We start from the raw sequence: 25,571 nt of genomic DNA on the forward strand, positions 1-25,571 counted from the left end.
AATTGATGACACGCCCTAGAAGAAAAATATATTGAACTAAAAAATATTCTTGAACAAAAATCACATGCTTTTATTGTGTTTTTAGGTGCTTTAATTGGTGGAGTGTTCTCTTTATTTGTTGCTTACCATGTAGATATATACTTTTTAAATTATATTTTTTTCACTATTTTACCCATTGGATTTGCATATCTTTTACGAAAAATTTACATCAATACCATCATCAAAATTGAATAGCTTATGTAAAAAAGATTCCCGTAAAATTAAGCCCTTCATTAGATTATGCAATGAACCAAATGCATTATTTCTTTCATAAAATAACTTAGCTATCTTTGAATAGCCGTTTCCACACTCCTAAAAAAATGAATTTTCATCCATTTATTATGAAATAATTATACCTTCAGCAGAGTACTCAACTGCATAAAATAAGCTCTTATTCACAAAGGTAATAATCGTAAATTTTCACAAATCACGATCTATATAACCAATAACACCTCATTAGATTTATTAAAAATTTAAGCGACATACGATTTATAAATTTTCCTATTGATATATAAAAACTCTATTCATCAAATATTTAAGATGGAAGATATTTCATCATTGAGATCATCAGTAATATTCTTGTCTAAATATGATATCGTCACTATCAGCATGAATCTTGCTTTTGAAAAAATTGATCGGCTTTATTTTTATTCGGGGAATTTATGTCACGCTATTTAAAACACTTTGCTGCCGTATATAGTATTGCTTTGGTGCTTGTAATCACAGTATTGATTTTTGGTCTAAAGTTAGGTGGAATTACCCTTCTTCCTGCACTTATCGCATCAGCATTTATAAGTGCGGGACATTTTGTAAAAAAACAACAACGCCTTCCTTTCCCCGAAGAAAAAATACAACTTATTTGGGGCTCAAGTGCAGTAGCGCTTATTATTGGAAGCATTTTTATTTTCTTTTTAATATTAATGAATCCAAATGCTGAACAAATTATTAAATCTGCAGACAACGCAGGCTTAGTGCTTTCAGCAGTCGTAATGCTATGTCTGGTTGCCATACACGGTGCTATTTTTTATATTGCTTATGGTTGGTATGCAAGGTTTAGTTATAAAAAAATAAATCTCTAATGCTTAAAAAAAGCACCTTGATAGGTGCTTTTTTTAACGTCAATAAATTAACTTGGCGTGTGATACATAAGATACAATTCATTCAAATTGTCTGGAATTTCTTCCGCAATTTCATCCATCAATTGACCATTGCGACGGAAAGATTCCATTTGTGGATCTTCTTCATCTACACCACTGAAAACCATCATTGGCAATGTTAAGTCAATCAATTGATCTTCAAACTCAGGTGTAAACCATGCATCCTCATTCAAAAACATTGCATCAACAAATCCTACACTCCAGTCACCAAGACTAGACTCAGTATCTGCTTCTTCAATTTCAAACGGAAAAGTAATCCCTTCCTCGTTCGCCAAATTTTGACGAAGTGATTCCAACCAAGCTTTTACTTGTGCAATAATTTCAGCTGGTACTTTTTTCTGATTATTATCAAAAAGTTCATCCAACCACTTACTAAATTGGGGACCAACTGCAACTGCACATAAAAAACCATGAGTTGCTGCGAAGTCTAGACCATGTTCGTTTTGGTCACCATCTAGATATTCACTCAACTGGTCTAAATCTAAAGCACTCATTTCAAATCCAAACTTAGATATTCAAGACTTAATAGCATAACATTTTACATTTACTTTACTGTAGATTTTAGTCATCTAAATCGTCATCATCGTCGAAGTCATAATCAAAATCTTTTAATTCGCGCTCTAAGCGACGTTGTGCAAGTAGCTCATCAATCAAACGACGTTTTTCCAATGACTCTTTCGCACTAATTTTACTCGATGCTTCATCAAAATTAACGTCATCATCTCCACTGAAGCTATCATCTAGTTCAAAATCTGTTGAAGACACTTAAACTACCTCTGAATAAAAAAGTGAATGGGTCTAGGCGCTATTTATCGTCCTTTACAAATCTTGTCAAGTTTTTTTTGTTTTTTTGTATTTTTATTACTATTTTCTACTTGTAATTATTCCTCAAATTTGTGTATTTATTAACAAGTTAGTTTGATATTATTGTTATGGTAAAATTAAAAAAATATTTTAGCGGTAAAAGGAGTGAAGACTTGAATAAATTCAGTCTAGCCCCATATCTATTTACAATTGTTAATTCAGACACATTAATAAATTTTGGTTTGATTGATCAATTCAGAACCTATTTAAAGCAAATTGTGCTATCATGCACGGTTTTTCCCTGCCACAGATTCAATGAAGAGTAAGCAAAGATGAGCGATATGACTTCCCCTACTTCTCAAGTAGCGGCTCTGATTAGCCGAGGCAAAGAGCAAGGTTACTTAACTTATGCCGAGGTTAACGATCATCTACCCGACTCAATCACAGAGAGCGAACAGATTGAAGACATTATTCAAATGCTTCAAGACGTTGGTATTCCTGTGCATGAGCGTGCGCCTGAATCTGATGATACGATGTTCGAAGGCAACAATGAAGCAACAGATGAAGTTGCTGAAGAAGAAGCCGCAGCCGTACTAGCCTCTGTAGAAAATGAGCCTGGTCGCACAACTGACCCTGTTCGCATGTATATGCGCGAAATGGGTACAGTAGAACTTTTGACACGTGAAGGCGAAATCAGTATTGCTAAACGTATTGAAGAAGGCATTCGAGATGTTCTTCATTCAATTGCTTACTGGCCAAACGCTGTAGAAGTTGTACTTCAAGAATATAAAGATTACGAAACAGGCGAACGTCGCCTTGCAGATATTCTTTCTGGTTACTTAGACCCTGAAAGCGACGAAGAAATTCCTGAAGTTATAGAAGAAGCTGAAATTGAAGTAGAAGATGATTCAGCAACTAAATCAGCGAAAAACGTTAAGCTAGATGATGAAGAGGAAGAAGAAGAATCTGATAGCGATGATGAATCTGAAGGTGAATCTGGCCCAGATCCTGAAATTGCAAAAGCACGTTTCACAGAATTAGCAAATGCTTGGCAAACAACACAAGCTGTAATTGCTAAACATGGTCGTAATAGCACTGAAGGTGCTGCTGCCCTTGAAGCGCTTGCTAGCGTGTTTATGATGTTCAAATTTACACCTCGTTTATTTGAAATCATTTCAGAGATGATTCGTGGCACACATGAGCAAATTCGCGTATCTGAACGTGAAACTATGCGTTATGCAGTTCGTCGTGGTCGTATGGATCGCAACCAATTCCGTACATCTTTCCCAGGTCAAGAATCAAACTTTGCTTGGTTAGATGAACAAATTGAAAAAACACCTGTTGAATTACGTGGTTATTTAGAAAAAGTTCGTCCTGATGTATTGGCGTTCCAACAAAAAATTGCTGATCTTGAAAAAGACTTAAATCTAACAGTTAAAGAGATTAAAGAAATTTCTAAGCGTATGACTGTTGGTGAAGCGAAAGCTCGTCGTGCTAAGAAAGAGATGGTTGAAGCAAACTTACGTCTGGTAATTTCGATTGCGAAAAAATATACCAACCGCGGTCTTCAATTCCTCGATTTAATTCAAGAAGGTAACATCGGCTTAATGAAAGCCGTAGACAAGTTTGAATACCGTCGTGGTTACAAATTCTCGACTTATGCAACTTGGTGGATTCGTCAAGCAATTACACGCTCTATTGCCGACCAAGCACGTACCATTCGTATTCCAGTACACATGATCGAAACCATCAACAAGATCAACCGTGTATCTCGTCAACTACTTCAAGAAATGGGTCGTGAACCTACTCCTGAGGAATTAGGCGAACGTTTAGAAATGGACGAAGTTAAAGTTCGTAAAGTACTTAAAATTGCAAAAGAACCTATTTCAATGGAAACGCCAATTGGTGATGATGAAGATTCGCATCTTGGTGACTTCATTGAAGATGGCAACATCACATCTCCAATTGATGCTGCCACTTCTGAAGGCCTTAAAGAAGCAACACGTGAAGTTTTAGAAAACTTAACTGAACGTGAAGCAAAAGTCTTAAAAATGCGTTTTGGTATCGATATGCCAACAGATCATACTTTGGAAGAAGTAGGTAAACAGTTTGATGTAACACGTGAGCGTATTCGTCAAATTGAAGCAAAAGCTTTACGTAAATTACGTCATCCTTCTCGTTCTGAACATCTTCGTTCATTCTTAGAAAATGACTAATTCTTGATTACATAATGGAGACTTGAAAATTAATTGCTCGTCTCCATTAAGTATTTAAGAGATCAACACAACGCCTGCACTCTTGCAGGCGTTTGATATAAAGGGGGACTACAATGTTAGACCGTACACCATCTCGTGAACTTCAAGAACATCTTTGGGTTTTCCCAATGGACTACCCTATCAAACTCATTGGTTTGGCAGGTGATGAATTGCGTGTTGCTGTTGTCGATATTTTGGTGAAACACTTCCCTGACTTCGATGGTAAAAATCTTGATACTCAACCATCACGTACAGGAAAATATCATTCTTTGACTGCACAATTACGCTTTGAAGAGTTAGAACAAGTACATAAGCTTTATGCAGATTTAGCTGCATGCCCGCTCATTAAAACCGCACTATAATTTTAAAACACGCTTTCGAGCGTGTTTTTTTATACATATTAGATAACGAACAACTCCCGCTGATCTTTTGAATTTACTATAATAAAATGTATTTAAAATATTTAAGGACGCATCAACATTGAATGCTGTTTCAAAGCCAAATCTTGTGATTCGTCAATACAATGATTTAACCAATTACGAAGCGCGTTTTCATGAAATGAAAAGCTTAACGGAAAACCGTGATGAATCTACCCCTGATGAATTGTGGATTTTGCAACATCATGATGTTCTTACTCAAGGTCAAGCAGGTAAACCTGAACATATTTTAATTCCATCAAACATTCCCGTTGTGCAAACAGACCGTGGCGGACAAGTAACTTGGCATGGCCCTGGTCAAATGGTGATTTACTTTATGTTTGACTTAAATCGTTTGGGTTGGAATGTTCGAACATTAGTGTCTTATGCTGAAAACCTAATGATTGATCTAGCTAAAAAATATGGCATAACAGCATATGCCAAACCCGATGCACCTGGCGTTTATGTGAATGAGCGAAAAATTGGTTCTTTAGGCTTTAAAATTCGTAAAGGTCGCAGTTATCACGGTTTAGCAATGAACATTGATTGTGATTTAATGGGTTTTCACACCATCAACCCTTGTGGTTACGCAGGACTCGAAATGGTTCGCATGATGGATTTAATGCAAGATTACCCAAAATTCACAAAGTTAAGTACAGATGTAATTGAAACTTTCCAAAACAGCGGTTACTTTAATGACGTGAAAGTCATTCAATATTGATTGAATAGCTTTGCATTACAGATTAAAATAAATTAGAGTATTTACTCTAAATAAATAATTATTGTTAGATGGGATGCAAGTGTGATTTCAACAAAATCCGTAAAGCCCGCTTTTCAACAAGCCTACGTTAAACTCATGATGGATGTGATTGGACGTGGCTTGGTCATGGCAAGTCAAGTTGATGCAGAAGTTAAACAAGAAGTTGCAAAATTTCCTGCAAACTTTGTACTTTCAATGAATGTATTTCCAAATGGTCCTGCATTTATTGCTAAAGTCACTGAAAATCATCAACTTGTATTACTATCATCAAGTGAAACCAAGCCAGATTTAACAATCACGTTTAAGCACTTAAGTCATGCTTATCTTGTATTTTCATTTCAAGAAAGTACAGCACAAGCTTTTGCCAATGACCGAATGATTGCAGATGGCGATTTATCTTATGCCATTCGATTAGTTCGCTGCTTAAATAAAATGGAATCTCTGATTTTACCTAAATTACTTGCTGAACTCGCAGTTAAAGAATATCCAACAAATTTAACTTTAAAAGACAAATTGGTGGGAGCTGCCAATATTTACTTAAAAGTTGCACAATCATATTTTAAACGGAGTGCTTAATCATGACCAAATCCTACTATGAATTTTTCTGCCCTGTAAAAGTCATTGCTGGTCATGCTGCACTTGAGCACATCCCTTTTGAGCTTTCAACATTAGGCTCAAAACGCCCAATGATTATTACCGATAAAGGCGTTCGCAGTAACAAGCTACTCTCACCCATTGAAGCAGCTTTTGAATCTACAAGTACAGAAATTGGTTATATTTTTGATGATGTACCACCAGATTCAAGCCTCGAAACAGTGCGTAAAGCTGCACAGTTTTATCGCGAAAATAATTGCGATTCTATTATTGCTGTCGGTGGCGGCTCAGTAATTGATACATCTAAGGCAACCAATATTTTGGTTTCTGAAGGTGGTGATGATTTACTAAAATATTCAGGCGCACACAATCTACCAAAACCGCTCAAACCTTTTTTTGTTGTACCGACAACATCTGGAACAGGTTCAGAAGTGACCATGGTGGCAGTTGTATCTGACCCTGAAAAAAATGTGAAACTTGCATTTGCATCATACTATTTAATGCCACATGCAGCCATTTTAGACCCTCGTATGACGCAAACGCTACCACCTCATTTAACAGCTATGACAGCGATGGATGCGATGACACATGCAATTGAAGCCTATACTTGCATGGCAGCCAACCCTATTTCTGATGCGTATGCGACTGCTGCAATTAAAAAAATCAGCAAAAATTTATTTAATGTTTTAGATAATCCTTCTGATGCTGAAGGACGACTTGAGCTTGCGCAAGCTTCAACAATGGCAGGCATTGCATTCTCAAACTCAATGGTAGGTCTCGTACATTCACTTGGGCATGCTTTAGGTGCTGTTGCACATTTACCTCATGGCTTATGTATGAACTTATTCTTGCCTTATGTGCTGGAATACAATAAAGATGTAAATGGCGATAAAATTGCAGATCTACTCCTGCCTCTTTCTGGTGCAGATGTTTATGCGCAAACACCAGCACATTTACGTGCAGAAAAAACCATTTCAAGTATTTCAGCAATTCGCGACAGACTTTATGCTTTAACAAAATTACCGCGTAATTTACGTGAAACAGCTAAAGTTTCTGAAGCACAATTAGATGAAGTGGCCGAAAAAGCATTAAATGATGGTTCAATCATTTACAACCCTAAAGAAGCAAATTTAGAAGAGCTTAAATCTATTCTAAAAAAGGCTTGGTAATTTAGTAAAAATAAGACAATATAGCGAAAAATAAGCCTGATGCTTTTTTAAACATCAGGCTTTTCACTGTGTTATCAAATTATTAATTTTTCTGAAAGAACTTGGCAGAAAAATTGCTAAAAAAAATCAGAAAGTTACTAGTAAACGCCATCAATTTAGAGTAGATTGGCGCACTTTGTTTCAAATGTAGGGGGGATCGTTCGTCTCAAACGATCCTTATAAACATGACTGATCCTTGATCAACGATTAAGAGGATAACGCCGTTGACAAATATCTCTGGGACTCAATCGACAGCTAAACTACAAAAGACCCTTGGTCTTTGGCACATCATCATTATTGGTTTGGCATATATCCAACCAATGACATTGTTTGATACGTTTGGTTTAGTATCTGAAGAAAGTCACTACCACGTGCCGACTTCATATGTTGTTGCCTTGATTGCTATTCTATTTACCTCGATTAGTTACGGTCATATGATTCGCCGTTACCCATCATCAGGTTCAGCATATACCTATGCACAAAAATCAATTCACCCGAACGTAGGCTTCATGGTGGGTTGGTCTTCTTGGTTAGATTACCTGCTCTCTCCAATGGTCAATATTATCCTTGCGGTAATTTACCTTGAAGCATTATTCCCAGATGTAAATCATTGGGTATGGGTAATTGTATTAACAGCATTCATGACAGGTATTAACCTTCGTGGTGCTAAATTTGTAGCAAACTTTAATAGCTTGATCGTCTTGATTCAGCTTATTGTTATTGCTGCATTTACTTATCTTATATTCACAAAACTACAAGCTGGTTTCAATGCTGACGGCCCAATTACAGCCGAAACACGTTACCAACTTTGGAGTTTAGACCCATTTTGGAATCAGCTCACGGCTGTTGGCCCGCTGATTACAGGTGCAACATTACTGTGCTTCTCCTTCACAGGTTTTGACTCATTAAGTTCACTTGCTGAAGAAACAAAAGACACTGAGAAAACTTTGCCTAAAGCGATTTTCTTAACTGCACTCATTGCAGGTGTCATTTTTATTATCAGCACATACTTTATGCAGCTTTACTTCCAAAATGACCCAAGTACATATTTCAAAAATATTGCTGAAACTCAACCAGAAATTTTATTATTGGTGGGTGGATCATTATTCCAAGCTTATGTTCTGGCATTTGCAATTGTAACTGTTATGGCATCAGGTATTTCTGCACACGCAGGCGTATCACGTTTGATGTATGTAATGGGCCGTGATGGTGTAATTAATAAAAAGATTTTTGGTCATATTAGCCCAAAAAGCTTTACGCCTTCATACAATATTATGATTGTTGGTGCTGTTGCATTAACTGCTGGCTTTATGGATCTAGACATTGTTATTTCAATGATTAGTTTCGGTGCTTTAACTGCGTTTACATTCGTGAATTTATCTGTAATTTCACGTTATGCATTACGTGATGGGCGCACAAAGACTGCTAAAGATATCTTCAGTTTCGTTATTATTCCTCTTTTAGGTTTCATCAGTATTTTCGCGATGTGGCTAGAAATTGAAGAGACCGCACTGAAATACGGCTTATGGTGGGCGATGTTCGGGATTATGTACCTTGGTTATAAAACTAAAGGTTTCAAACATCCTGCTCCTCAACATAACGAATTTGAATAATCTGTTTCAAATTATTCTAAAAATAAAAAAGGCGCTTCATGCGCCTTTTTTATTTACTTAAATTCAGCTTTTACTTAACGTAAACGACAGTTAAAGCCCATTTTGGTATCCACAATATTATCTTTATAGCCAAAACTTTGAATAAAAAGATTACGATCTTCTATTATGTTTTGATCGACTTCTGGAAGGCGAGCTTTATTATCTACTGCAAGCTTAAAAGTATGATCAATAACATCTTGGAAAATACCGCAAACCTCTTGGCGCTTTTGCTTATTAAGCTGTCTTCCTGTCCAACTTCGCTCAAAATCTTCAGGCTTTAAGTTCGCACCCCATGCTTCAATGCGATCATGTAAACCTTGCTTCATGGCTTGCATACCTTGTTGCATTTCAGCTTTAGTAAATGGCTGAATATCAGCATCAAGTTCCTCTGCATGTGCCACTGTGCCCATCATCAATGCTAAACAAAACATTGGAACATTCATTTTTTTTAAGAATATAATCAACTTTAATCACCCTCTACTTTTACAACATCGTCCTTATACACATAATTTAATGATTTCCATAGTTTTGTTAAAGAAGCTTTACATAAATATTAACGTTTCGCATGAAAAAAGCCACCCAAAGGTGGCTTTAATAATGTCATTTAATTTAGATTAATGCTTTAAATTCTTGCTGACGCCAAGCTTCATATAATATAACAGCCGTTGCATTCGACAAGTTTAAACTACGTGAGTTCTCTGCCATTGGTAACCGAATCCAATGTTCTTGTGGGAACATCATACGGACATTTTCAGGTAAACCACGTGTTTCAGGTCCCATTAACAAGGCGATAGGACGGTTTAGATTTGATGTATGCGGTGTTTCAGAACCCTTTGTGGTTAAAGGATAAATCGCATCTAACTCAATACCCTGTGACTTTAAGTTCACAAGACATTCATCAAAATTTTCCCAAATTTGCATACGTGCATATTCGTGATAATCCAAACCCGCACGTTTCAATTTTTTATCATCTAGCTCAAAACCTAGCGGTTTAACCAAATGTAATTGTGCACCTGTATTCGCACATAAACGAATGATATTCCCCGTATTACTTGGAATTTCAGGCTCGTATAACACTACATGAATCACAGGCTTTCTCTTCTCTTTCAATGTAACAAGGCTTAACCTTGCCACTGTAATTGTTCACGCAAGCTTACCACTTCACCAATAATAGTGAGTGTGGGCGCTTGTATTTGATGTTCTGAAACTTTAGATGCAATATCTGCCAACGTTCCAACCACCACTTTTTGCTCTGGCGTTGTTCCTTTTGAAATCAATGCAACAGGCATATTCGATCTTTGACCATGAGAGATCAATCTTTCACAAATTTTTTCCAATCCAACCAAGCCCATGTATAAAACGAGCGTTTGGTTTTCATAAACAAGTTCATTCCAAGGCAATTCAGGCGAACCTTCTTTCAAATGCCCCGTTAAGAAACGAACACTTTGCGCATAATCACGATGCGTTAATGGAATGCCTGCATAAGCAGAACAACCCGATGCTGCTGTTATCCCAGGTACAACTTGAAATGCAACGCCTGCATCAAATAGTTCTTGAATTTCCTCTCCGCCACGACCAAAAATAAACGGATCACCACCTTTTAAGCGGCAAACACGTTTACCTTCACTTGCATACTTAACCAATAAAGCGTTAATTCCTTCTTGCGGTACTGCATGATTTGATCGCGCTTTCCCGACATAAATTTTTTCCGCATCACGACGGCATAAATCCATAATCGGTTCAGAAACCAATCGATCATAAATAACAACATCTGCTTGTTGCATTAAACGCAAAGCTTTAAGCGTTAAAAGCTCAGGATCCCCCGGCCCTGCACCGACTAAATAGACTTCACCTTTCGGTTTTTGCCATTCAATTAATGCTTGCTCTATTAAGCGATCCGCTTCCGCAATATTGTCATTAAATACTTGTTCTTTTAATGGACTTGCATACAAGTCCTCCCAAAAGATACGGCGCTCATCAGGATTTTCAATTTTTGCTTTTACAGCTGCACGCCACTTTCCTGAAAACTCAGCAAGTTTTCCCATTCCATGCGGAATTGTACTTTCTAATTGAGTTCGAATTTGACGAGATAAAACAGGAGATGTTCCATTGGTCGCAATAGAAATCACCAAAGGTGATCGATCTACAATTGCAGGCACCATAAAGCGACAATGTGGTGGATCATCCACACTATTGACTAGAACTTTTTCAACTTCACATGCTTCAAACACAGCTTGATTGACAGCCTTATTGTTTGTTGCAGCAATCACAAGTCTGTAGTCACGCAAAGAAATATCTAAACTGAAATGTGCTTGAACAAATTGCCCTTGGCTTTGTTGAACGATGTCTAACAAACTTTGTTCAATTTCAGGTGCAATCACATGAATTTTTGCACCAGCTTTCGCAAGCAATACTGCTTTTCGATAAGCAATTCGTCCACCACCAACAATCAGACAAGGTTGCTGCTGCAACTTTAAAGAGATTGGAAAAATATCCACCGAATACCTCAAAACTTCATCTGATTGTTTAAAACAAAAGTGCACAATATTTTGTGCACTTTATCGAACTTACAAAGACAATTTAGTCGATGTATGCAGTACCGCCCATATATGGACGTAATACTTCAGGAATTTCAATAGAACCATCGGCACGTTGATAGTTTTCCATTACCGCAAGTAATGTACGACCAACAGCCAAACCTGAACCATTCAATGTATGAATAAATTCAGTTTTCTTTTGGTCTACACGGTAACGTGCTTTCATACGACGCGCTTGGAAATCACCCATACATGAGCAAGATGAAATTTCACGGTAAGTATTTTGGCTTGGAACCCAAACTTCTAAATCGTAAGTTTTAATTGCACCAAATCCCATGTCACCAGCACAAAGCACAACTTTACGGTATGGAAGACCTAATGCTTGCAAAATACCTTCAGCATGACCTGTTAATTCTTCCAATGCATCCAGAGAAGTTTCAGGCTTAACCATTTGAACCATTTCAACTTTGTCGAATTGGTGCTGACGGATTAAACCACGCGTATCACGACCATAAGAACCTGCTTCACTACGGAAACATGGTGTATGCGCTGCGTATTTTAATGGTAAACGATCTGCATCGATAATTTCATCACGCACGAAGTTTGTTACAGGCACTTCAGCTGTTGGAATTAAATAGAATTCTTTTTCGCCTTGAAGTTTGAATAAATCTTCTTCAAATTTAGGCAATTGACCTGTGCCACGTAAAGAATCTGCATTCACTAAATATGGAACATACGCTTCTGTATAACCATTTTTAAGTGTGTGCGTATCTAACATGAACTGAGTTAAAGCACGTTGTAAACGAGCCAAAGGTCCTTTTAAAACACTAAAACGAGAGCCTGTAAGCTTCGTTGCTGTTTCAAACTCTAAACCACCCATCATTTCGCCAAGGTCAGTATGATCTTTCACTTCAAAATCAAATTGACGAGGTGTGCCCCATTTCAAGATTTCAACATTATCATTTTCATCTTTACCTTCAGGAACAGATTCGTGCGGCATATTAGGAATAGATAAAGACTTGGCTTCGATTTCAGCTTGCAATTCGTTTAAAGCAACTTCAGCAGCTTTAATTTCATCACCAATGGCAGACATGCGAGCCATGATTTCAGATGCATCACCACCGGATTTTTTAATCTGACCGACTTGTTTTGCGCCCGCATTACGTTCTGCTTGTAATGATTCTGTCTTCGATTGAATTTCTTTACGGCGAGATTCTAAAGATGCCCACTCTTCAACATTCAGTTGGACACCACGTTTAGCTAAGGCTAAATTTACAGCCTCAATATTATTTCTGAGTAATTTCGGGTCGATCATAGCCAATCTTTTGGAAAGAAAAAAACTGGCTATAGTGTAAGCTCTAAACAGCAAAAAATATAGTAAAACAGCTTACACATGCACCTTATTAGAACAATAAAATACAGATCTTATTGAAAACTTACTGATTTGCGTACTTTGGCAAACTTGGCATAAATTCAGGCTTAAATAATGCTTTTGCAGATCGATAAGGCAAAGTCAGCTCACTCATTCCTTCTGCATAGCTTGCTAACTCATATAATGGGTAAACAAACACCAAACCATTTACACCATAATAAAAATTATCACTCAGTTGAAATTTCGCACGCTCAATCACATGATTCTCCAACCAAATTGAATTTGCATCATAAAGTGCATTTAAAATTTTAGGTTGTGCATCTTTCATCACAATATCTTCAAGTGCTAAACGCTTTTTATTTTTTAAATCAAAATTTACATATTCTGTATGATACATACCATGTGCTGCACCTGCATTATAACTATAACTATCAATAGCAAATGTCGCAATATAACCAAATTGACTAATATAGCGAACCGTTGTTGTACTCTGACTCAAACCCACATTAGCATTGTCATTAAACACAATCTTTTCAGTTGGCTTCTCAGTAAAAGCAACAGGATCTGCTTTATGAATTCGGTCAAGGAAATAATCATTAATCCAATCAATATTGGTTTCTACCGTTTGTACGCTATATTGAGTACAACCTTCCACACTACATGCTTCTGCATTTGGTAGTTCTACAGTAACCACTTTTGAAAGAATTGTTGGAATAGCAGTCGCTACAGATTCAGTTTTAGGTGCTTTTTCATCGACTACAGGCTCATTCACAGGCTTACACCCTGAAATACCTCCAACAAGCATCATCGCGGTTACAAGCCCAATGACTTTAAATTGCGAACTCTGCATTTCTCCCCCCTAGCTATTATTTTATGTCTTAACATTCATACTATACAAACAACACGCCATGGTTGATAGACAGAAATAGTATTGTTTATATTAATGATCTATTTTCCCATCTAATACATAAAAAAAAGCAACTTTTCAGTTGCTTTTTCACTTTCACAATCAATTATTGATCAATAATATCCGTGCCTTTAGGTGGCGTAAAATCAAAGACAGATGAAGAAACACCTGCATTTACTTTTACATTATTAAAACGGACATAGGTCGTTTGACCTAATGAGTCTTGTAAAATCATTAAAGTCGGCGCGCTATTCGCACCAAAACTAATGGTTAAACTTTGAAAAGCACCATCTTTTTGTTTTGGATATAGAGTGTAATAAGTTTTTGCTTTATTCGGCTGAGTTACACGATAGGTCTTCATAATCTGACTTGTGTTTCCAGACAGCAATAATGCAGGCGTATTCGCAACTTGCTCATCTAGACTTTGGCGTACAGCTTGCTGTAAATCTGGATCATAAATCCATACCGTTTTACCCGAAGTTACAATGGTTTGTTTTACAGGTGATGTAATTTCCCAATAAAATTTACCTGGTGTCGCAACTTTCATTACACCTTTAAAAGTCTGATTCATATGTTGAGATGAAAGACCTTTATTCTTTACAGCTTTTGCATTTTCAACTGTTGTTTTTTGCTCAAAATTTGCTGAAATACTTTTTAAGCTACCCAATTGTTTGACCAAACTTGCAGTTGCTTGTTGCTCCGAAGCTGCAACTGGTGTTGCCGCAAAAACAGTTGTACTTACCACAGGTGCTAATGTTGCAGCCCCAATTGCTACAGCACAGATCGTTTTACGAAGCATATTCATATATTCACCTTTTATATTTGCTCAACGCAATTCATTTTCATCCTTTTATCTTAAACCAAAATATGTTGCTAAATTTAGAGTAAATAAGAAGTTTTGTATTGTTATTAGTATTAAAAGTCGAAATTCATCCATCATGATGAAGATTATTTTTAATTTGCACAATCTCTAAGCATAAAAAAACCCGCAATAAAGCGGGTCTTTTTCTACCAAAGCTTACGCTTCAACAGATACGTAGCGACGACCGAATTGGCCTTTCACTTCGAATTTGATTACGCCATCAGCAGTCGCAAACAAAGTATGGTCACGGCCCATACCTACGTTTTGACCAGCGTGGAATTCTGTACCACGTTGACGAACGATAATGTTACCAGCAGTCACAGATTGACCGCCGTACATTTTAACACCTAACATTTTAGGATTCGAGTCACGACCGTTTTTAGTCGAACCACCGGCTTTTTTAGTTGCCATGTCTATTTACTCCTCGTAATTAGCCTGAAATAGCTGTAATTTTCAACTCAGTGAACCATTGACGGTGACCTTGTTGTTTACGATAGTGTTTACGACGACGCATTTTAACAATACGAATTTTGTCGTGACGACCATGGCTAACTACTTCAGCAGTTACAGTAGCACCAGCAACAACTGGAGCACCGATTTGAATGCTTTCACCGTTAACTAGCATCAATACGTCATCAAACGTAATAGTTGAGCCAGTTTCAGCTTTCAACAATTCTACTTTAAGGGTTTCACCCTCAACTACACGGTGCTGTTTACCACCGCTTTGAATTACTGCGTACATATTGTACTCCAACGTACCCGTGTCGTCGTGCCGATAAAGGAATATACCGATCTTAATACGACCGCCACTGGGGGTTATACAAGGGCAAAGATTTTAATAGATATTCAATCAAACAACAAGCAATTTGCCACAAATAATAGTAGAGTTTGTTGATTATTTTATAAACACTATGGATTTTCTAGCTTTGTCTGTATTTTATACAAAGTAAAGTACTATAGAAACATCTATTCCTGAATCGTAAAATAAACAAAAAGTTGTCTTTTTCAATTGTATATTTAATTACACTAACAACTACTGTTACTATTCTCACGTTGTAGATAAAAAATAGTATGATTTGGCAGGCTTACATAGGTAATTACACCTATATACGACCAGATATTTGTTAAACTAAGATTCAATTCAAAAATGAGGTTTCTCTTCACATGACCATCGATTTTAAGCAAGATATTCTCGCTCCTGTTGCTTCTGATTTTGCCGCGATGGACACATTTATTAATGAAGGGATTACTTCTAAAGTTGCTTTAGTGATGGCTGTAAGCAAACATGTTGTGGAAGCTGGTGGTAAGCGTATGCGCCCAATTATGTGCTTACTTGCAGCAAAAGCATGCGGTGAAACAAACTTAGATCAGGCAACAAAACTTGCGGCTATTATTGAAATGTTACATACCGCAACTTTGGTTCATGATGATGTTGTAGATGAATCTGGATTACGTCGTGGTCGCCCCACTGCAAATGCAACATGGAACAATCAAACAGCCGTATTGGTTGGTGACTTTCTTATTTCACGCTCATTCGATCTTTTAGTCGATTTAAACAATATGACTTTATTAAAAGACTTTTCTACGGGTACATGTGAAATTGCTGAAGGTGAAGTACTACAATTACAATCTCAACACCAACCAGATACAACCGAAGAAACATATTTAAGTATTATCCACGGCAAAACTTCACGATTATTTGAGCTTGCAACTGAAGGTGCTGCAATTTTAAGTGGGAAAGATGAGTTCCGCGAACCACTTCGTAAATACGCTGGTCACTTTGGTAATGCATTCCAAATTATTGATGATATTTTAGATTACACATCTGATGCTGAAACATTAGGTAAAAATATTGGTGATGATTTAATGGAAGGTAAACCAACTTTGCCATTAATCTCAGCATTACAAAACACTTCAGGTGAAGACCGTGAAATTGTTCGCAAAAGTATCGCTACAGGCGGAACAGAAAACTTAGAGCGTGTAATTTCAATTGTTCATTCATCTGGCGCATTAGATTATTGCCGTAAACGTGCAACCGAAGAAACTCAAGCCGCACTTGGAGCTTTAGCTGCATTACCTGACACGGAATATCGTCAGGCACTTGAAAACTTGGCTAAATTGGCTTTAAACCGTATTCAATAAAGCATAGCCAAATCATAAATTTTACTTAATAAAAGATTTAACACTTGCTTATGCATCTAAAACTCAATGACTTATTCCTAAAAATGCAAGAACAGCTTGATCAAAATCAAGCTGTTCTTGATGATACCTTACTGATTGAGTTAGTAAATCGTATTCGTCCTAATGACACACGTAATCAAGACGAAGTTCAAATAAAATTTAATGCCTTTATACAAGCAATTTTAATTACCCCAGATGCAGCATCTACTTTACAAAGCTTTGTTTTAAAACTGATAAGCCAATATAAGCAAACAAGTTTATATGCAGATACAGGTATTTTGTCTTTAGAAGGTTTTTGGAACCAAATTTTTCAACGTTTAGGTTCGCACTTTCTTCCACTGATTAATGATGAAAGCCAACTTCAAGAACTGGTTCGAAATGTTTTTCATCAATATTCAGATCAATATTGGTTAGACAGTATTCAAGACAAACAATGGCAACAACTCTTTAGGTTACTCAATCAAGGGCATAGCAACCAAGAAGAAAAACGTTTAATTCGAAGTGAAATTATCAAATCGATTACTGTTTTATCTTATCGGGTTAGCGGTATTGGCTTATATCCTGAATTTATTAATGCACACCCAGAATTAACCGAATACGAGTCGCCATTTCTTGTTCAAAACCGTGAAATTAATGAGTTTATTCAACAATACAAACTTCTAGATTTAAACGACGATCAATTAACGGCTATTACCCCACCCGATGCAGCTCAAGCACTTGTTATGCTTGAACAATGTAAAGATGTTACCGCAAAAATTCGTAGATCAACCAAACGAATTGGGGTCAGTATCAGCTTAACTTATTTACTTTCATTACTTGAACAATGCCTAGAACGAATTGAAATTCTTATTAACTTTATAGTTGAAAAAGATGATGTACGTTACAACTCTTTAGGCTGGCTGCTTAACGATATTACGACCGCCATTTATAGTGAGCGAAGCGTTCGATCATTATTGGTCACAAACAGTGAACTTATTGCACTACAAGTGACTGAAAATGCGAGTAAAACAGGTGAACATTATGTAAGTACCGATAAAGCAGGTTTTTTCGGTATGTATAAGTCTGCTGCTGGAGCAGGTGTCATTATTGCCATTATGGCAACATTAAAAGTCCTTATGGCGCGTGCCGCTTTAGCACCATTAATGCAAGCTTTTTCATATAGCATGAACTATTCACTAGGTTTTATGCTCATTCATGTTTTGCATTTTACCGTTGCAACAAAACAACCTGCTATGACGGCGGCAGCACTTGCCTCTACAGTTCAGCATCAAAAAGGCTCTAAAACAGCTCAAATTGCTGAACTTGCAGCATTGATTATTAATATTATTCGTACTCAATTTGTTGCAATTTTAGGTAATATTTCTATTGCCATTCCTGTTGCAGCAATTATTGTTATGTTTTGGGATTTCGCTTTACATGAACCATTAATGAATCATTATAAAGCAACTAAAACCTTGCATGATTTAAATCCGTTTACATCTTTAGCTGTTCCACATGCTGCCATTGCTGGTATTTGCTTATTCTTTTCGGGTTTATTGGCGGGTTACTTCGACAATATGGCGGTATATCGTAAAGTCGGACCTCGTATTCAAGCTCATCCTAAGCTAAAGAAATACATTAAAAAGGAACGTTTAGATAAATTTGCCAACTATATAGAGCGTAACTTAGGTGCTTTAGCAGGTAACTTCTTGTTTGGTATTATGCTGGGTAGCATGGGAACCATTGGTTATATTTTAGGCTTACCTTTAGATATCCGCCATATTGCCTTTGCTTCTGCAAACTTTATTCAAGGCTTAATGCTCATTAATGGTACGCCAGAAATTGGCTTAATTATTGTGTCCTTTTTAGGTGTACTACTAATTGGTTTAACCAACTTATTTGTGAGTTTTACACTCACAATTATTGTTGCCTTACGTGCCCGTCGTGTTCGATTTGAACAATGGAAACCCTTGGCGAAACTTGTATTAACCCATTTTTTAACTCGTCCAAGTGATTTCTTTTGGCCACCCAAACAAAATTTAGAAATTAATGATGTTACTGATCACCAAAAAAACCATCATTAAATATTAATTATTTTTACAGATCATAAAAAAGTGAAAATAAAATTAGCGTAAATTATATGCGCTTGAAATAAAGTGTACTGACGGGTACACTTTGTTTCATTCAATAATCTCGCTTTAATCGGTTGAAATAGCAAGGATTTCAACATGCCCAAAAAGTTGACTATCTGCGGTTGTTATTTTTTATTTATCAGTATCTTAGTTATAAATACACCTAGTCTCAATCATTTTGAAACTTACATTTTGAAAGGCTTAAGTACTTATAGAACAGATCTATTGAGTGAAATTTCAATCGGCTTATCAACTATTGGAAGCACAATTTTTGTATTATTTATAACCACATTATGTGCTATATACATGGCATGGTTTAAAAAATACATTGAAATTATTTTCTTCTTTTCTGCAATTTTCGGGAGCATCGTGATTGCTTGGACACTAAAATATTTAGTTTCAAAACCACGACCACCCGAACAATTACATTTAGTAGAAAGCTTTGGTACTTCGTATCCAAGTGCGCATAGCGTATATGCTGCTACTTTAGGTTGCTTATTGATATACACCAATTTGCAACATCCTAAATATAAAGTATTTATTTCATTTGCTTTATTATGGATGATGATTATGGGCGTATCTAGAGTATACCTAGGTGTGCACTTCCCTTCGGACGTATTATCCGGTTGGGGCATAGGTTTAATTTGGACATCGCTGCTTTATCTGATTTTCATCAAATATTGTAGTGTAAGAAAATTTATAATTTAGATAGAAAATCTACTAGAGGTGGAAGAATGATGTCTGCAAAGCTTTGGGCACCTGCCCTGACTGCTTGCGCATTAGCAACAAGTATTGCACTTGTTGGTTGTAGCAAAGATCCAAAGGATGCTCAGCAAGCTGCTGCAGCCCAAAAAATGCCACCGACTGAAGTTGGTGTCATCATTGCACAACCTCAAAGCGTAGAACAGTCTGTAGAACTTTCAGGTCGTACAACTGCATTTGAAATTTCAGAAGTACGTCCACAAACAAGCGGTGTTGTACTTAAGCGTTTATTTGCTGAAGGCAGCTATGTACGTGAAGGTCAGGCGCTTTATGAAATTGACGCACGTACAAACCGTGCTAACGCTGACAGTGCTCGTGCTGCTTTAACACGTCAACAAGCAAACTTAAATATGTTACGTGTTAAAGAAGGTCGTTACCGTCAACTTGTTGGCTCAAACGCAATTTCTAAACAAGAATATGATGATATTGTCGCTCAAGTGAAATTAGCGGAAGCCGATGTAGCTGCATCTCGTGCTGAAGTGAAAAATGCTGAAATTAACTTAGGTTATTCAACAGTTCGCTCACCAATTTCTGGTCAAACAAACCGTTCAACAGTTACTGCTGGTGCATTGGTTACAGCAAATCAAGCTGAACCTTTAGTGGCTGTACAACGTCTAGATCCAATCTATGTTGATATTAATCAATCAAGTGCGGAACTACTTCGTTTACGTCAACAATTAAGTAAAGGTAGCCTAGACAGCAGCAACAACACAAAAGTGAAGTTAAAGCTTGAAGATGGCAGTGATTATGGCGTTGAAGGTCGTTTAGCATTCTCTGATGCAAGCGTGAATCCAGATACAGGTACTGTAACTTTACGTGCTGTATTCCCGAACCCAAATCATTTATTACTTCCTGGTATGTTTGCCAATGCGCAAATTGTACAAGGTGTCATTCCAAATGCTTATCTTGTTCCACAAGCAGCGCTTACTCGTACACCAACAGGTCAAGCGATTGCAATGCTTGTAAATGCAAAAGGACAAGTTGAAGCTCGTCCTGTAACAACTGCAGGTACACAAGGTAAAGACTGGATTGTTACTGAAGGCTTAAAAGCTGGCGACAAAGTTATTGTAGATGGTATTGCGAAAGTAAAACCTGAACAAGCTGTTGTTGCTAAACCATATCAGCCACAAGCTGCTGCACCACAAGGTGCTCAACCTGCGGCAAAGGCTGAAACTGAACAAAAAGCTACTTCAAATAAATAAGGGGTAGACTGAATGGCTCAATTCTTTATCCATCGCCCAATTTTTGCTTGGGTGATTGCATTGGTCATTATGTTGGCAGGTATTCTTACGCTAACAAAAATGCCAATTGCACAGTATCCGACGATTGCCCCACCAACTGTCACAATCTCTGCGACATATCCTGGTGCATCTGCTGAAACTGTTGAAAATACCGTAACCCAGATCATTGAACAACAAATGAATGGTCTTGATGGCTTACGCTATATTTCTTCAAATAGTGCAGGTAATGGTCAAGCGTCTATCGCAATTAACTTTGAACAAGGTGTCGATCCTGATATTGCACAAGTTCAAGTTCAAAACAAATTACAATCTGCAACTGCACTTTTACCTGAAGATGTTCAACGTCAAGGTGTAAAAGTAACGAAATCTGGCGCAAGCTTTTTACAAGTTTTAGCATTCTATTCTACGAATGACAGCCTTTCTGCAGACGACATTAAAGATTATGTAAACGCAAACATTTCAGAACCGCTTAGTCGTGTTGCTGGTGTGGGTGAAGTACAAGTATTTGGTGGTTCATATGCAATGCGTATTTGGATGGATCCATCCAAAATGGCAAGCTTGCAAGTGACACCAAGTGACATTGCCACTGCTTTACGTACTCAAAATGCTCAAGTTGCAGTTGGTCAATTAGGTGGTGCGCCAGCTGTTGAAGGTCAAGTACTTAACGCAACTGTAAATGCTCAAAGCTTGTTACAAACACCTGAAGAATTTAAGAAAATCTTTCTTAAAAACACAGCAAATGGCGCTCAAGTTCGCTTAAGTGATGTTGCTCGTGTTGAATTAGGTGCAGATAACTATCAATTTGATTCTAAATTTAACGGTAAACCTGCCGGTGGTGTTGCAATTAAACTTGCAACAGGTGCAAATGCGCTTGATACAGCAAAAGCTGTTGAAGCTCGTTTAAAAGAGTTACGTCATAATTACCCAGATGGTATGAAAGACCAACTTGCATTTGATACAACACCATTTATTCAACTTTCTATTGAAAGTGTTGTACACACGTTAATTGAAGCAGTCATCCTTGTATTCCTTGTGATGTTCTTATTCTTACAAAACTGGCGTGCAACCATTATTCCAACAATGGCTGTTCCAGTTGTTGTCTTGGGTACATTTGCTGTTATTAATCTTTTCGGTTTCTCAATTAATACGCTCACCATGTTCGCAATGGTTCTTGCCATTGGTCTATTGGTGGATGATGCGATTGTTGTGGTCGAAAACGTTGAACGTTTGATGGTTGAAGATCATCTTGACCCTGTTACTGCAACAGAACGATCAATGAAACAAATTTCAAGCGCGTTAATTGGTATTACCTCTGTATTGACTGCTGTATTTGTACCTATGGCATTTATGAGTGGTACAACAGGTGTAATTTATCGTCAATTCTCGGTAACACTTGTAACAGCAATGATTCTTTCATTAATCGTTGCTTTAACATTTACCCCTGCACTTTGTGCAACCATGTTGAAAGAACATGATTCAAGCAAAGCTGAAAGCAACGGTATCTTTGCTCGTTTCTTCCGTGGCTTTAATACATGTTTCGACAAAATTGCAACTAAATATCAAGGTGGTGTAAACCGCTTAACGCACGCTAAAGTATTCTCTGGCGTGATCTATGTTGCTGTTATTGCAGTCATGGGACTATTGTTCACGAAACTACCTTCTTCATTCCTTCCAGATGAAGACCAAGGCGTTGTAATGACTTTAGTTCAATTACCACCAAATGCTTCATTAGATCGTACAGATAAGACCGTTACAGCAATGACAAACTATTTCATGAACAATGAAAAAGATTATGTCGAATCTGTATTTAGTGTAGCGGGCTTCTCATTCACAGGTGTTGGTCAAAATGCGGGCCTTGCTTTCATTAAATTGAAAGATTGGAGTGAACGTACGTCTCCAGAATCACAAGTGGGTGCAATCATCCAACGTGGTATGGCACTCAACATGATTGTAAAAGATGCATCTTACATCATGCCATTACAGCTTCCTGCAATGCCTGAATTAGGTGTAAGTGCCGGCTTTAACTTCCAGCTTAAAGATTCAAGTGGTAAAGGTCACGATGCTTTACTTGCTGCACGAAATGCTATTTTAGGTATGGCTGCACAAGATAAACGCTTAATGGGCGTACGTCCAAATGGTCAAGAAGATACACCACAGTACAAAATTGTTGTAGATCAAGCGCAAGCGGGTGCTATGGGAATTAGTATTGCTGAAATCAATGCGACTATGGGCATGGCTTGGAGCGGATCTTACATTAATGACTTCGTCGATCGTGGTCGTGTTAAGAAGGTTTATGTTCAAGGCGAAGCAGATTCACGCATGATGCCTGAAGACCTGAACAAATGGTACGTTCGTAATAATCAAGGTACGATGGTTCCATTCTCAGCATTCGCTACTGGCGAATGGACATATGGTTCACCTCGTCTTGAACGTTACAACGGTATTTCATCGATGAACATTCAAGGTACACCTGCTCCTGGTGTCAGTTCTGGTGATGCAATGCTTGCAATGGAAGAGATCGCTGCTAAATTGCCATCTATGGGCTTACAAGGCTTCGACTATGAATGGACTGGTTTGTCTTTAGAAGAACGTGATTCTGGCTCTCAGACTCCTTTCCTTATGGCACTTTCTATTCTTATCGTATTCCTTTGCTTAGCTGCATTATACGAAAGCTGGTCTATTCCATTCTCTGTGATTATGGTTATTCCACTTGGTATTATTGGTGCGGTTGTACTGACGTTCCTTGGCATGCTATTAACGAAAGATCCAAACCTTTCGAATAATATTTACTTTAAAGTTGCCTTAATTGCAGTTATTGGTCTTTCTGCGAAAAATGCGATTTTGATTGTTGAGTTTGCAAAAGAACTTCAAGAAAAAGGTGAAGAACTTTTCGATGCGACTCTGCATGCAGCAAAAATGCGTTTACGTCCAATCATTATGACAACCTTAGCTTTTGGTTTTGGTGTACTTCCTCTTGCACTTGCTTCAGGTGCTGGTGCTGGTAGCCAACACTCTGTAGGTTATGGTGTATTGGGTGGCGTAATCAGTTCAACACTTCTTGGTATTTTCTTTATCCCTGTATTCTTTATTTGGGTGCGAAGTATCTTTAAGTACAAACCAAAACAACAAAATAATCAGGAGCAATCATCGTGATGCAAAAAGTATGGTCTATTTCAGGTCGTAGCATTGCGGTATCTGCACTTGCGCTTGCTTTGACTGCATGTCAAAGCATGCGTGGCCCAGAGCCCGTAGTTTCAGCAAGCATTCCAAGTAGCTATACCAATGCTTCTGGTACTTCTGTTGCTGAACAAGGTTATAAAAATTTCTTTGCAGATCAACGCTTATTACAAGTGTTAGATATGGCATTGGAAAATAACCGTGATTTACGTACTGCTGCTTTGAACATTCAACGCGCTCAACAACAGTATCAAATTACAGAAAATAATCAGCTTCCAACAATTGGTGCAAGCGGCAGTGTTTTACGTCAAGTAACTCCAACAAGAGATCCGAATAATCCGTATTCATCTTTTAATGTTGGTTTAGGCGTTACTGCTTATGAACTCGACTTTTGGGGTCGTGTTCGTAGCTTAAAAGACAATGCTTTAGACACTTATTTAGCGACAGCAAGTGCACGTGATGCAACGCAAATTGCTTTAATTAGTCAAGTTGCTCAAGCATGGTTAAACCATTCTTATTCAAGTGCAAACTTAAAGCTTGCTGACCAAACGTTAAAAGCACAATTAGAGTCTTACAACCTCAACAAAAAACGTTTTGATGTAGGTATCGACAGTGAAATTCCTGTTCGTCAGGCACAAATTTCAGTTGAAACTGCACGTAACGATGTTGCAAATTATAAAACTCAAGTTGCTCAAGCAAAGAACTTATTAAACCTACTTGTAGGTGAACCTGTTCCTGCTAGCTTGCTACCAACTCAACGTGTAACACGTATTACCAATACAACTTCAATTGGTTCAGGCTTACCAAGTGACTTGTTAAATAATCGTCCCGACGTTCGTGCTGCTGAATATAAACTTTCTGCTGCAGGTGCCAATATTGGTGCTGCAAAAGCGCGTTTGTTCCCTACTATTAGTTTGACTGGCACTGCTGGCTATGCATCAACAGATCTTAATAATTTATTTAGATCTGGTAATTTTGCTTGGTCTATTGGTCCTAGCCTAGATCTTCCAATTTTCGATTGGGGAACACGTAAAGCGAATATTAAAATTTCAGAAACAGATCAACAAATCGCGTTATCTGATTATGAAAAATCTATTCAATCTGCTTTCCGTGAAGTGAATGATGCACTTGCCGTTCGTCAAAATATTGATGATCGTTTAGCGGCTCAACGTCGCTTAGTCGATGCAACAAATACAACGTATAAACTTTCGAATGCTCGCTTCCGTGCAGGTATCGATAGCTATTTAAGTGTATTAGATGCACAACGTACATCTTATTCTGCTGAACAAGGTTTATTGTTACTAGAGCAAGCAAACCTTAACAACCAAGTTGAATTGTATAAAACGCTTGGTGGCGGTGTAAAAACTCAAACAACTGATGAAGTGGTAAAACAACCCTCTTCTTCAGAAGTTAAATACAACAAAGTAGATAAAAAGTAATTTTTAGTTCTGTTATAAAAGCTCACTTCGGTGGGCTTTTTTATTGCTTTTTTATTGCTTTTTTAATCAAATTTTCCTATCTTCAAATACAACAACT

General features: G+C 37.5%; 23 protein-coding genes. 13 read left to right on the forward strand and 10 right to left on the reverse strand.

All coding sequences use genetic code 11. The annotated features are described in order from the left end of the window. The first annotated feature begins 701 nt into the window (after positions 1-701). Entirely contained in the window at positions 702-1,118 is a 417-nt protein-coding gene (locus A6M14_RS07790; protein WP_152874411.1) for an ABZJ_00895 family protein, read from the forward strand. Between the two features lie 47 nt (positions 1,119-1,165). On the opposite strand, the gene A6M14_RS07795 is transcribed toward A6M14_RS07790, so the two are convergent. Both A6M14_RS07795 and A6M14_RS07800 read right to left on the reverse strand, forming a co-directional pair. Then, complete coding sequence (locus tag A6M14_RS07795; protein ID WP_152874412.1) at positions 1,166-1,690, reverse strand: YecA/YgfB family protein; 525 nt, start codon at positions 1,688-1,690, stop codon at positions 1,166-1,168. Between the two features lie 67 nt (positions 1,691-1,757). Then, complete coding sequence (locus A6M14_RS07800) at positions 1,758-1,961, reverse strand: PA3496 family putative envelope integrity protein (protein ID WP_163123018.1); 204 nt, start codon at positions 1,959-1,961, stop codon at positions 1,758-1,760. Between the two features lie 371 nt (positions 1,962-2,332). On the opposite strand from A6M14_RS07800, the gene rpoD reads away from it, so the two are divergent. From rpoD to A6M14_RS07830, 6 genes are all read left to right on the forward strand, one after another. Beyond that, entirely contained in the window at positions 2,333-4,216 is a 1,884-nt protein-coding gene (gene rpoD, locus A6M14_RS07805; protein ID WP_152874413.1) for an RNA polymerase sigma factor RpoD, read from the forward strand. A 113-nt stretch (positions 4,217-4,329) separates the two neighbouring features. Continuing rightward, a complete protein-coding gene (locus tag A6M14_RS07810) occupies positions 4,330-4,617 on the forward strand; it encodes a YbeD family protein (protein WP_152874414.1) in 288 nt (95 codons plus the stop codon). Positions 4,618-4,735: 118 nt separating this feature from the next. Next, complete coding sequence (gene lipB / locus A6M14_RS07815) at positions 4,736-5,392, forward strand: lipoyl(octanoyl) transferase LipB (protein WP_152874415.1); 657 nt, start codon at positions 4,736-4,738, stop codon at positions 5,390-5,392. An 81-nt stretch (positions 5,393-5,473) separates the two neighbouring features. Then, a complete protein-coding gene (locus tag A6M14_RS07820; protein WP_163123016.1) occupies positions 5,474-6,007 on the forward strand; it encodes an SCP2 sterol-binding domain-containing protein in 534 nt (177 codons plus the stop codon). Between the two features lie 2 nt (positions 6,008-6,009). Continuing rightward, positions 6,010-7,194, forward strand: coding sequence for an iron-containing alcohol dehydrogenase (locus A6M14_RS07825; RefSeq protein WP_152874416.1), 1,185 nt, complete (start codon positions 6,010-6,012; stop codon positions 7,192-7,194). A gap of 263 nt (positions 7,195-7,457) precedes the next feature. Continuing rightward, a complete protein-coding gene (locus A6M14_RS07830) occupies positions 7,458-8,846 on the forward strand; it encodes an APC family permease (protein ID WP_152874417.1) in 1,389 nt (462 codons plus the stop codon). Between the two features lie 74 nt (positions 8,847-8,920). Here A6M14_RS07830 and A6M14_RS07835 read toward each other — a convergent pair whose 3' ends face one another. The 8 genes from A6M14_RS07835 to rplU form a co-directional block, all read right to left on the reverse strand. Then, positions 8,921-9,316, reverse strand: coding sequence for a hypothetical protein (locus A6M14_RS07835; protein WP_241678052.1), 396 nt, complete (start codon positions 9,314-9,316; stop codon positions 8,921-8,923). A 178-nt stretch (positions 9,317-9,494) separates the two neighbouring features. Beyond that, positions 9,495-9,974, reverse strand: a complete 480-nt coding sequence (locus A6M14_RS07840; RefSeq protein WP_163123010.1) for a tRNA (cytidine(34)-2'-O)-methyltransferase — start codon at positions 9,972-9,974, stop codon at positions 9,495-9,497. A gap of 32 nt (positions 9,975-10,006) precedes the next feature. Next, positions 10,007-11,383 carry a siroheme synthase CysG gene (gene cysG, locus A6M14_RS07845; protein ID WP_188110879.1) on the reverse strand — a complete coding sequence of 459 codons (1,377 nt, stop codon included), beginning with the start codon at positions 11,381-11,383 and terminating at the stop codon, positions 10,007-10,009. 82 nt (positions 11,384-11,465) lie between these two features. Further along, positions 11,466-12,737, reverse strand: coding sequence for a serine--tRNA ligase (gene serS, locus A6M14_RS07850; RefSeq protein ID WP_152874418.1), 1,272 nt, complete (start codon positions 12,735-12,737; stop codon positions 11,466-11,468). Positions 12,738-12,858: 121 nt separating this feature from the next. Next, a complete protein-coding gene (locus tag A6M14_RS07855) occupies positions 12,859-13,644 on the reverse strand; it encodes an RsiV family protein (protein ID WP_152874419.1) in 786 nt (261 codons plus the stop codon). Positions 13,645-13,807: 163 nt separating this feature from the next. Then, positions 13,808-14,506: an outer membrane lipoprotein periplasmic chaperone LolA gene (lolA, locus tag A6M14_RS07860; protein WP_152874420.1), complete on the reverse strand. Its 699-nt coding sequence runs from the start codon at positions 14,504-14,506 to the stop codon at positions 13,808-13,810. Positions 14,507-14,719: 213 nt separating this feature from the next. Beyond that, complete coding sequence (gene rpmA, locus A6M14_RS07865) at positions 14,720-14,974, reverse strand: 50S ribosomal protein L27 (protein ID WP_005097774.1); 255 nt, start codon at positions 14,972-14,974, stop codon at positions 14,720-14,722. A 19-nt stretch (positions 14,975-14,993) separates the two neighbouring features. Beyond that, on the reverse strand, positions 14,994-15,305 hold the full coding sequence (rplU, locus tag A6M14_RS07870; RefSeq protein ID WP_152874421.1) for a 50S ribosomal protein L21: 312 nt from the start codon (positions 15,303-15,305) through the stop codon (positions 14,994-14,996). A gap of 422 nt (positions 15,306-15,727) precedes the next feature. Between rplU and sdsA the strand changes: the two genes are divergently transcribed. The 6 genes from sdsA (at position 15,728) to adeK (ending at position 25,474) form a co-directional block, all read left to right on the forward strand. Further along, entirely contained in the window at positions 15,728-16,705 is a 978-nt protein-coding gene (sdsA, locus tag A6M14_RS07875; protein ID WP_152874422.1) for an All-trans-nonaprenyl-diphosphate synthase, read from the forward strand. Between the two features lie 50 nt (positions 16,706-16,755). After that, positions 16,756-18,807 carry a site-specific recombinase gene (locus tag A6M14_RS07880; RefSeq protein WP_152874449.1) on the forward strand — a complete coding sequence of 684 codons (2,052 nt, stop codon included), beginning with the start codon at positions 16,756-16,758 and terminating at the stop codon, positions 18,805-18,807. Positions 18,808-19,161: 354 nt separating this feature from the next. Then, positions 19,162-19,563: a phosphatase PAP2 family protein gene (locus tag A6M14_RS07885; protein ID WP_241678053.1), complete on the forward strand. Its 402-nt coding sequence runs from the start codon at positions 19,162-19,164 to the stop codon at positions 19,561-19,563. 26 nt (positions 19,564-19,589) lie between these two features. Beyond that, positions 19,590-20,819 carry an efflux RND transporter periplasmic adaptor subunit gene (locus A6M14_RS07890; protein ID WP_152874424.1) on the forward strand — a complete coding sequence of 410 codons (1,230 nt, stop codon included), beginning with the start codon at positions 19,590-19,592 and terminating at the stop codon, positions 20,817-20,819. Between the two features lie 12 nt (positions 20,820-20,831). Further along, positions 20,832-24,011, forward strand: coding sequence for an efflux RND transporter permease subunit (locus A6M14_RS07895; RefSeq protein ID WP_152874425.1), 3,180 nt, complete (start codon positions 20,832-20,834; stop codon positions 24,009-24,011). Continuing rightward, positions 24,011-25,474, forward strand: coding sequence for a multidrug efflux RND transporter AdeIJK outer membrane channel subunit AdeK (gene adeK, locus A6M14_RS07900; protein ID WP_152874450.1), 1,464 nt, complete (start codon positions 24,011-24,013; stop codon positions 25,472-25,474). Before A6M14_RS07895 ends, adeK begins: the two co-directional genes overlap by 1 nt. Positions 25,475-25,571: the final 97 nt, after the last annotated feature.

It is taken from the genome of Acinetobacter portensis (assembly GCF_009372215.1).
Taxonomy (GTDB): domain Bacteria; phylum Pseudomonadota; class Gammaproteobacteria; order Pseudomonadales; family Moraxellaceae; genus Acinetobacter; species Acinetobacter portensis.

Coding starts and splice junctions, on each gene's coding strand:
- A6M14_RS07790 (WP_152874411.1), top strand. CDS start 702: ATGTCACGCTATTTAAAACACTTTGCTGCCGTATATAGTATTGCTTTG.
- A6M14_RS07795 (WP_152874412.1), bottom strand. CDS start 1,690: ATGAGTGCTTTAGATTTAGACCAGTTGAGTGAATATCTAGATGGTGAC.
- rpoD (WP_152874413.1), top strand. CDS start 2,333: ATGAGCGATATGACTTCCCCTACTTCTCAAGTAGCGGCTCTGATTAGC.
- A6M14_RS07810 (WP_152874414.1), top strand. CDS start 4,330: ATGTTAGACCGTACACCATCTCGTGAACTTCAAGAACATCTTTGGGTT.
- A6M14_RS07825 (WP_152874416.1), top strand. CDS start 6,010: ATGACCAAATCCTACTATGAATTTTTCTGCCCTGTAAAAGTCATTGCT.
- A6M14_RS07835 (WP_241678052.1), bottom strand. CDS start 9,316: ATGTTTTGTTTAGCATTGATGATGGGCACAGTGGCACATGCAGAGGAA.
- serS (WP_152874418.1), bottom strand. CDS start 12,737: ATGATCGACCCGAAATTACTCAGAAATAATATTGAGGCTGTAAATTTA.
- A6M14_RS07855 (WP_152874419.1), bottom strand. CDS start 13,644: ATGCAGAGTTCGCAATTTAAAGTCATTGGGCTTGTAACCGCGATGATG.
- lolA (WP_152874420.1), bottom strand. CDS start 14,506: ATGAATATGCTTCGTAAAACGATCTGTGCTGTAGCAATTGGGGCTGCA.
- rpmA (WP_005097774.1), bottom strand. CDS start 14,974: ATGGCAACTAAAAAAGCCGGTGGTTCGACTAAAAACGGTCGTGACTCG.
- rplU (WP_152874421.1), bottom strand. CDS start 15,305: ATGTACGCAGTAATTCAAAGCGGTGGTAAACAGCACCGTGTAGTTGAG.
- sdsA (WP_152874422.1), top strand. CDS start 15,728: ATGACCATCGATTTTAAGCAAGATATTCTCGCTCCTGTTGCTTCTGAT.
- A6M14_RS07880 (WP_152874449.1), top strand. CDS start 16,756: ATGCATCTAAAACTCAATGACTTATTCCTAAAAATGCAAGAACAGCTT.
- A6M14_RS07885 (WP_241678053.1), top strand. CDS start 19,162: ATGGCATGGTTTAAAAAATACATTGAAATTATTTTCTTCTTTTCTGCA.
- A6M14_RS07890 (WP_152874424.1), top strand. CDS start 19,590: ATGATGTCTGCAAAGCTTTGGGCACCTGCCCTGACTGCTTGCGCATTA.
- A6M14_RS07895 (WP_152874425.1), top strand. CDS start 20,832: ATGGCTCAATTCTTTATCCATCGCCCAATTTTTGCTTGGGTGATTGCA.
- adeK (WP_152874450.1), top strand. CDS start 24,011: ATGCAAAAAGTATGGTCTATTTCAGGTCGTAGCATTGCGGTATCTGCA.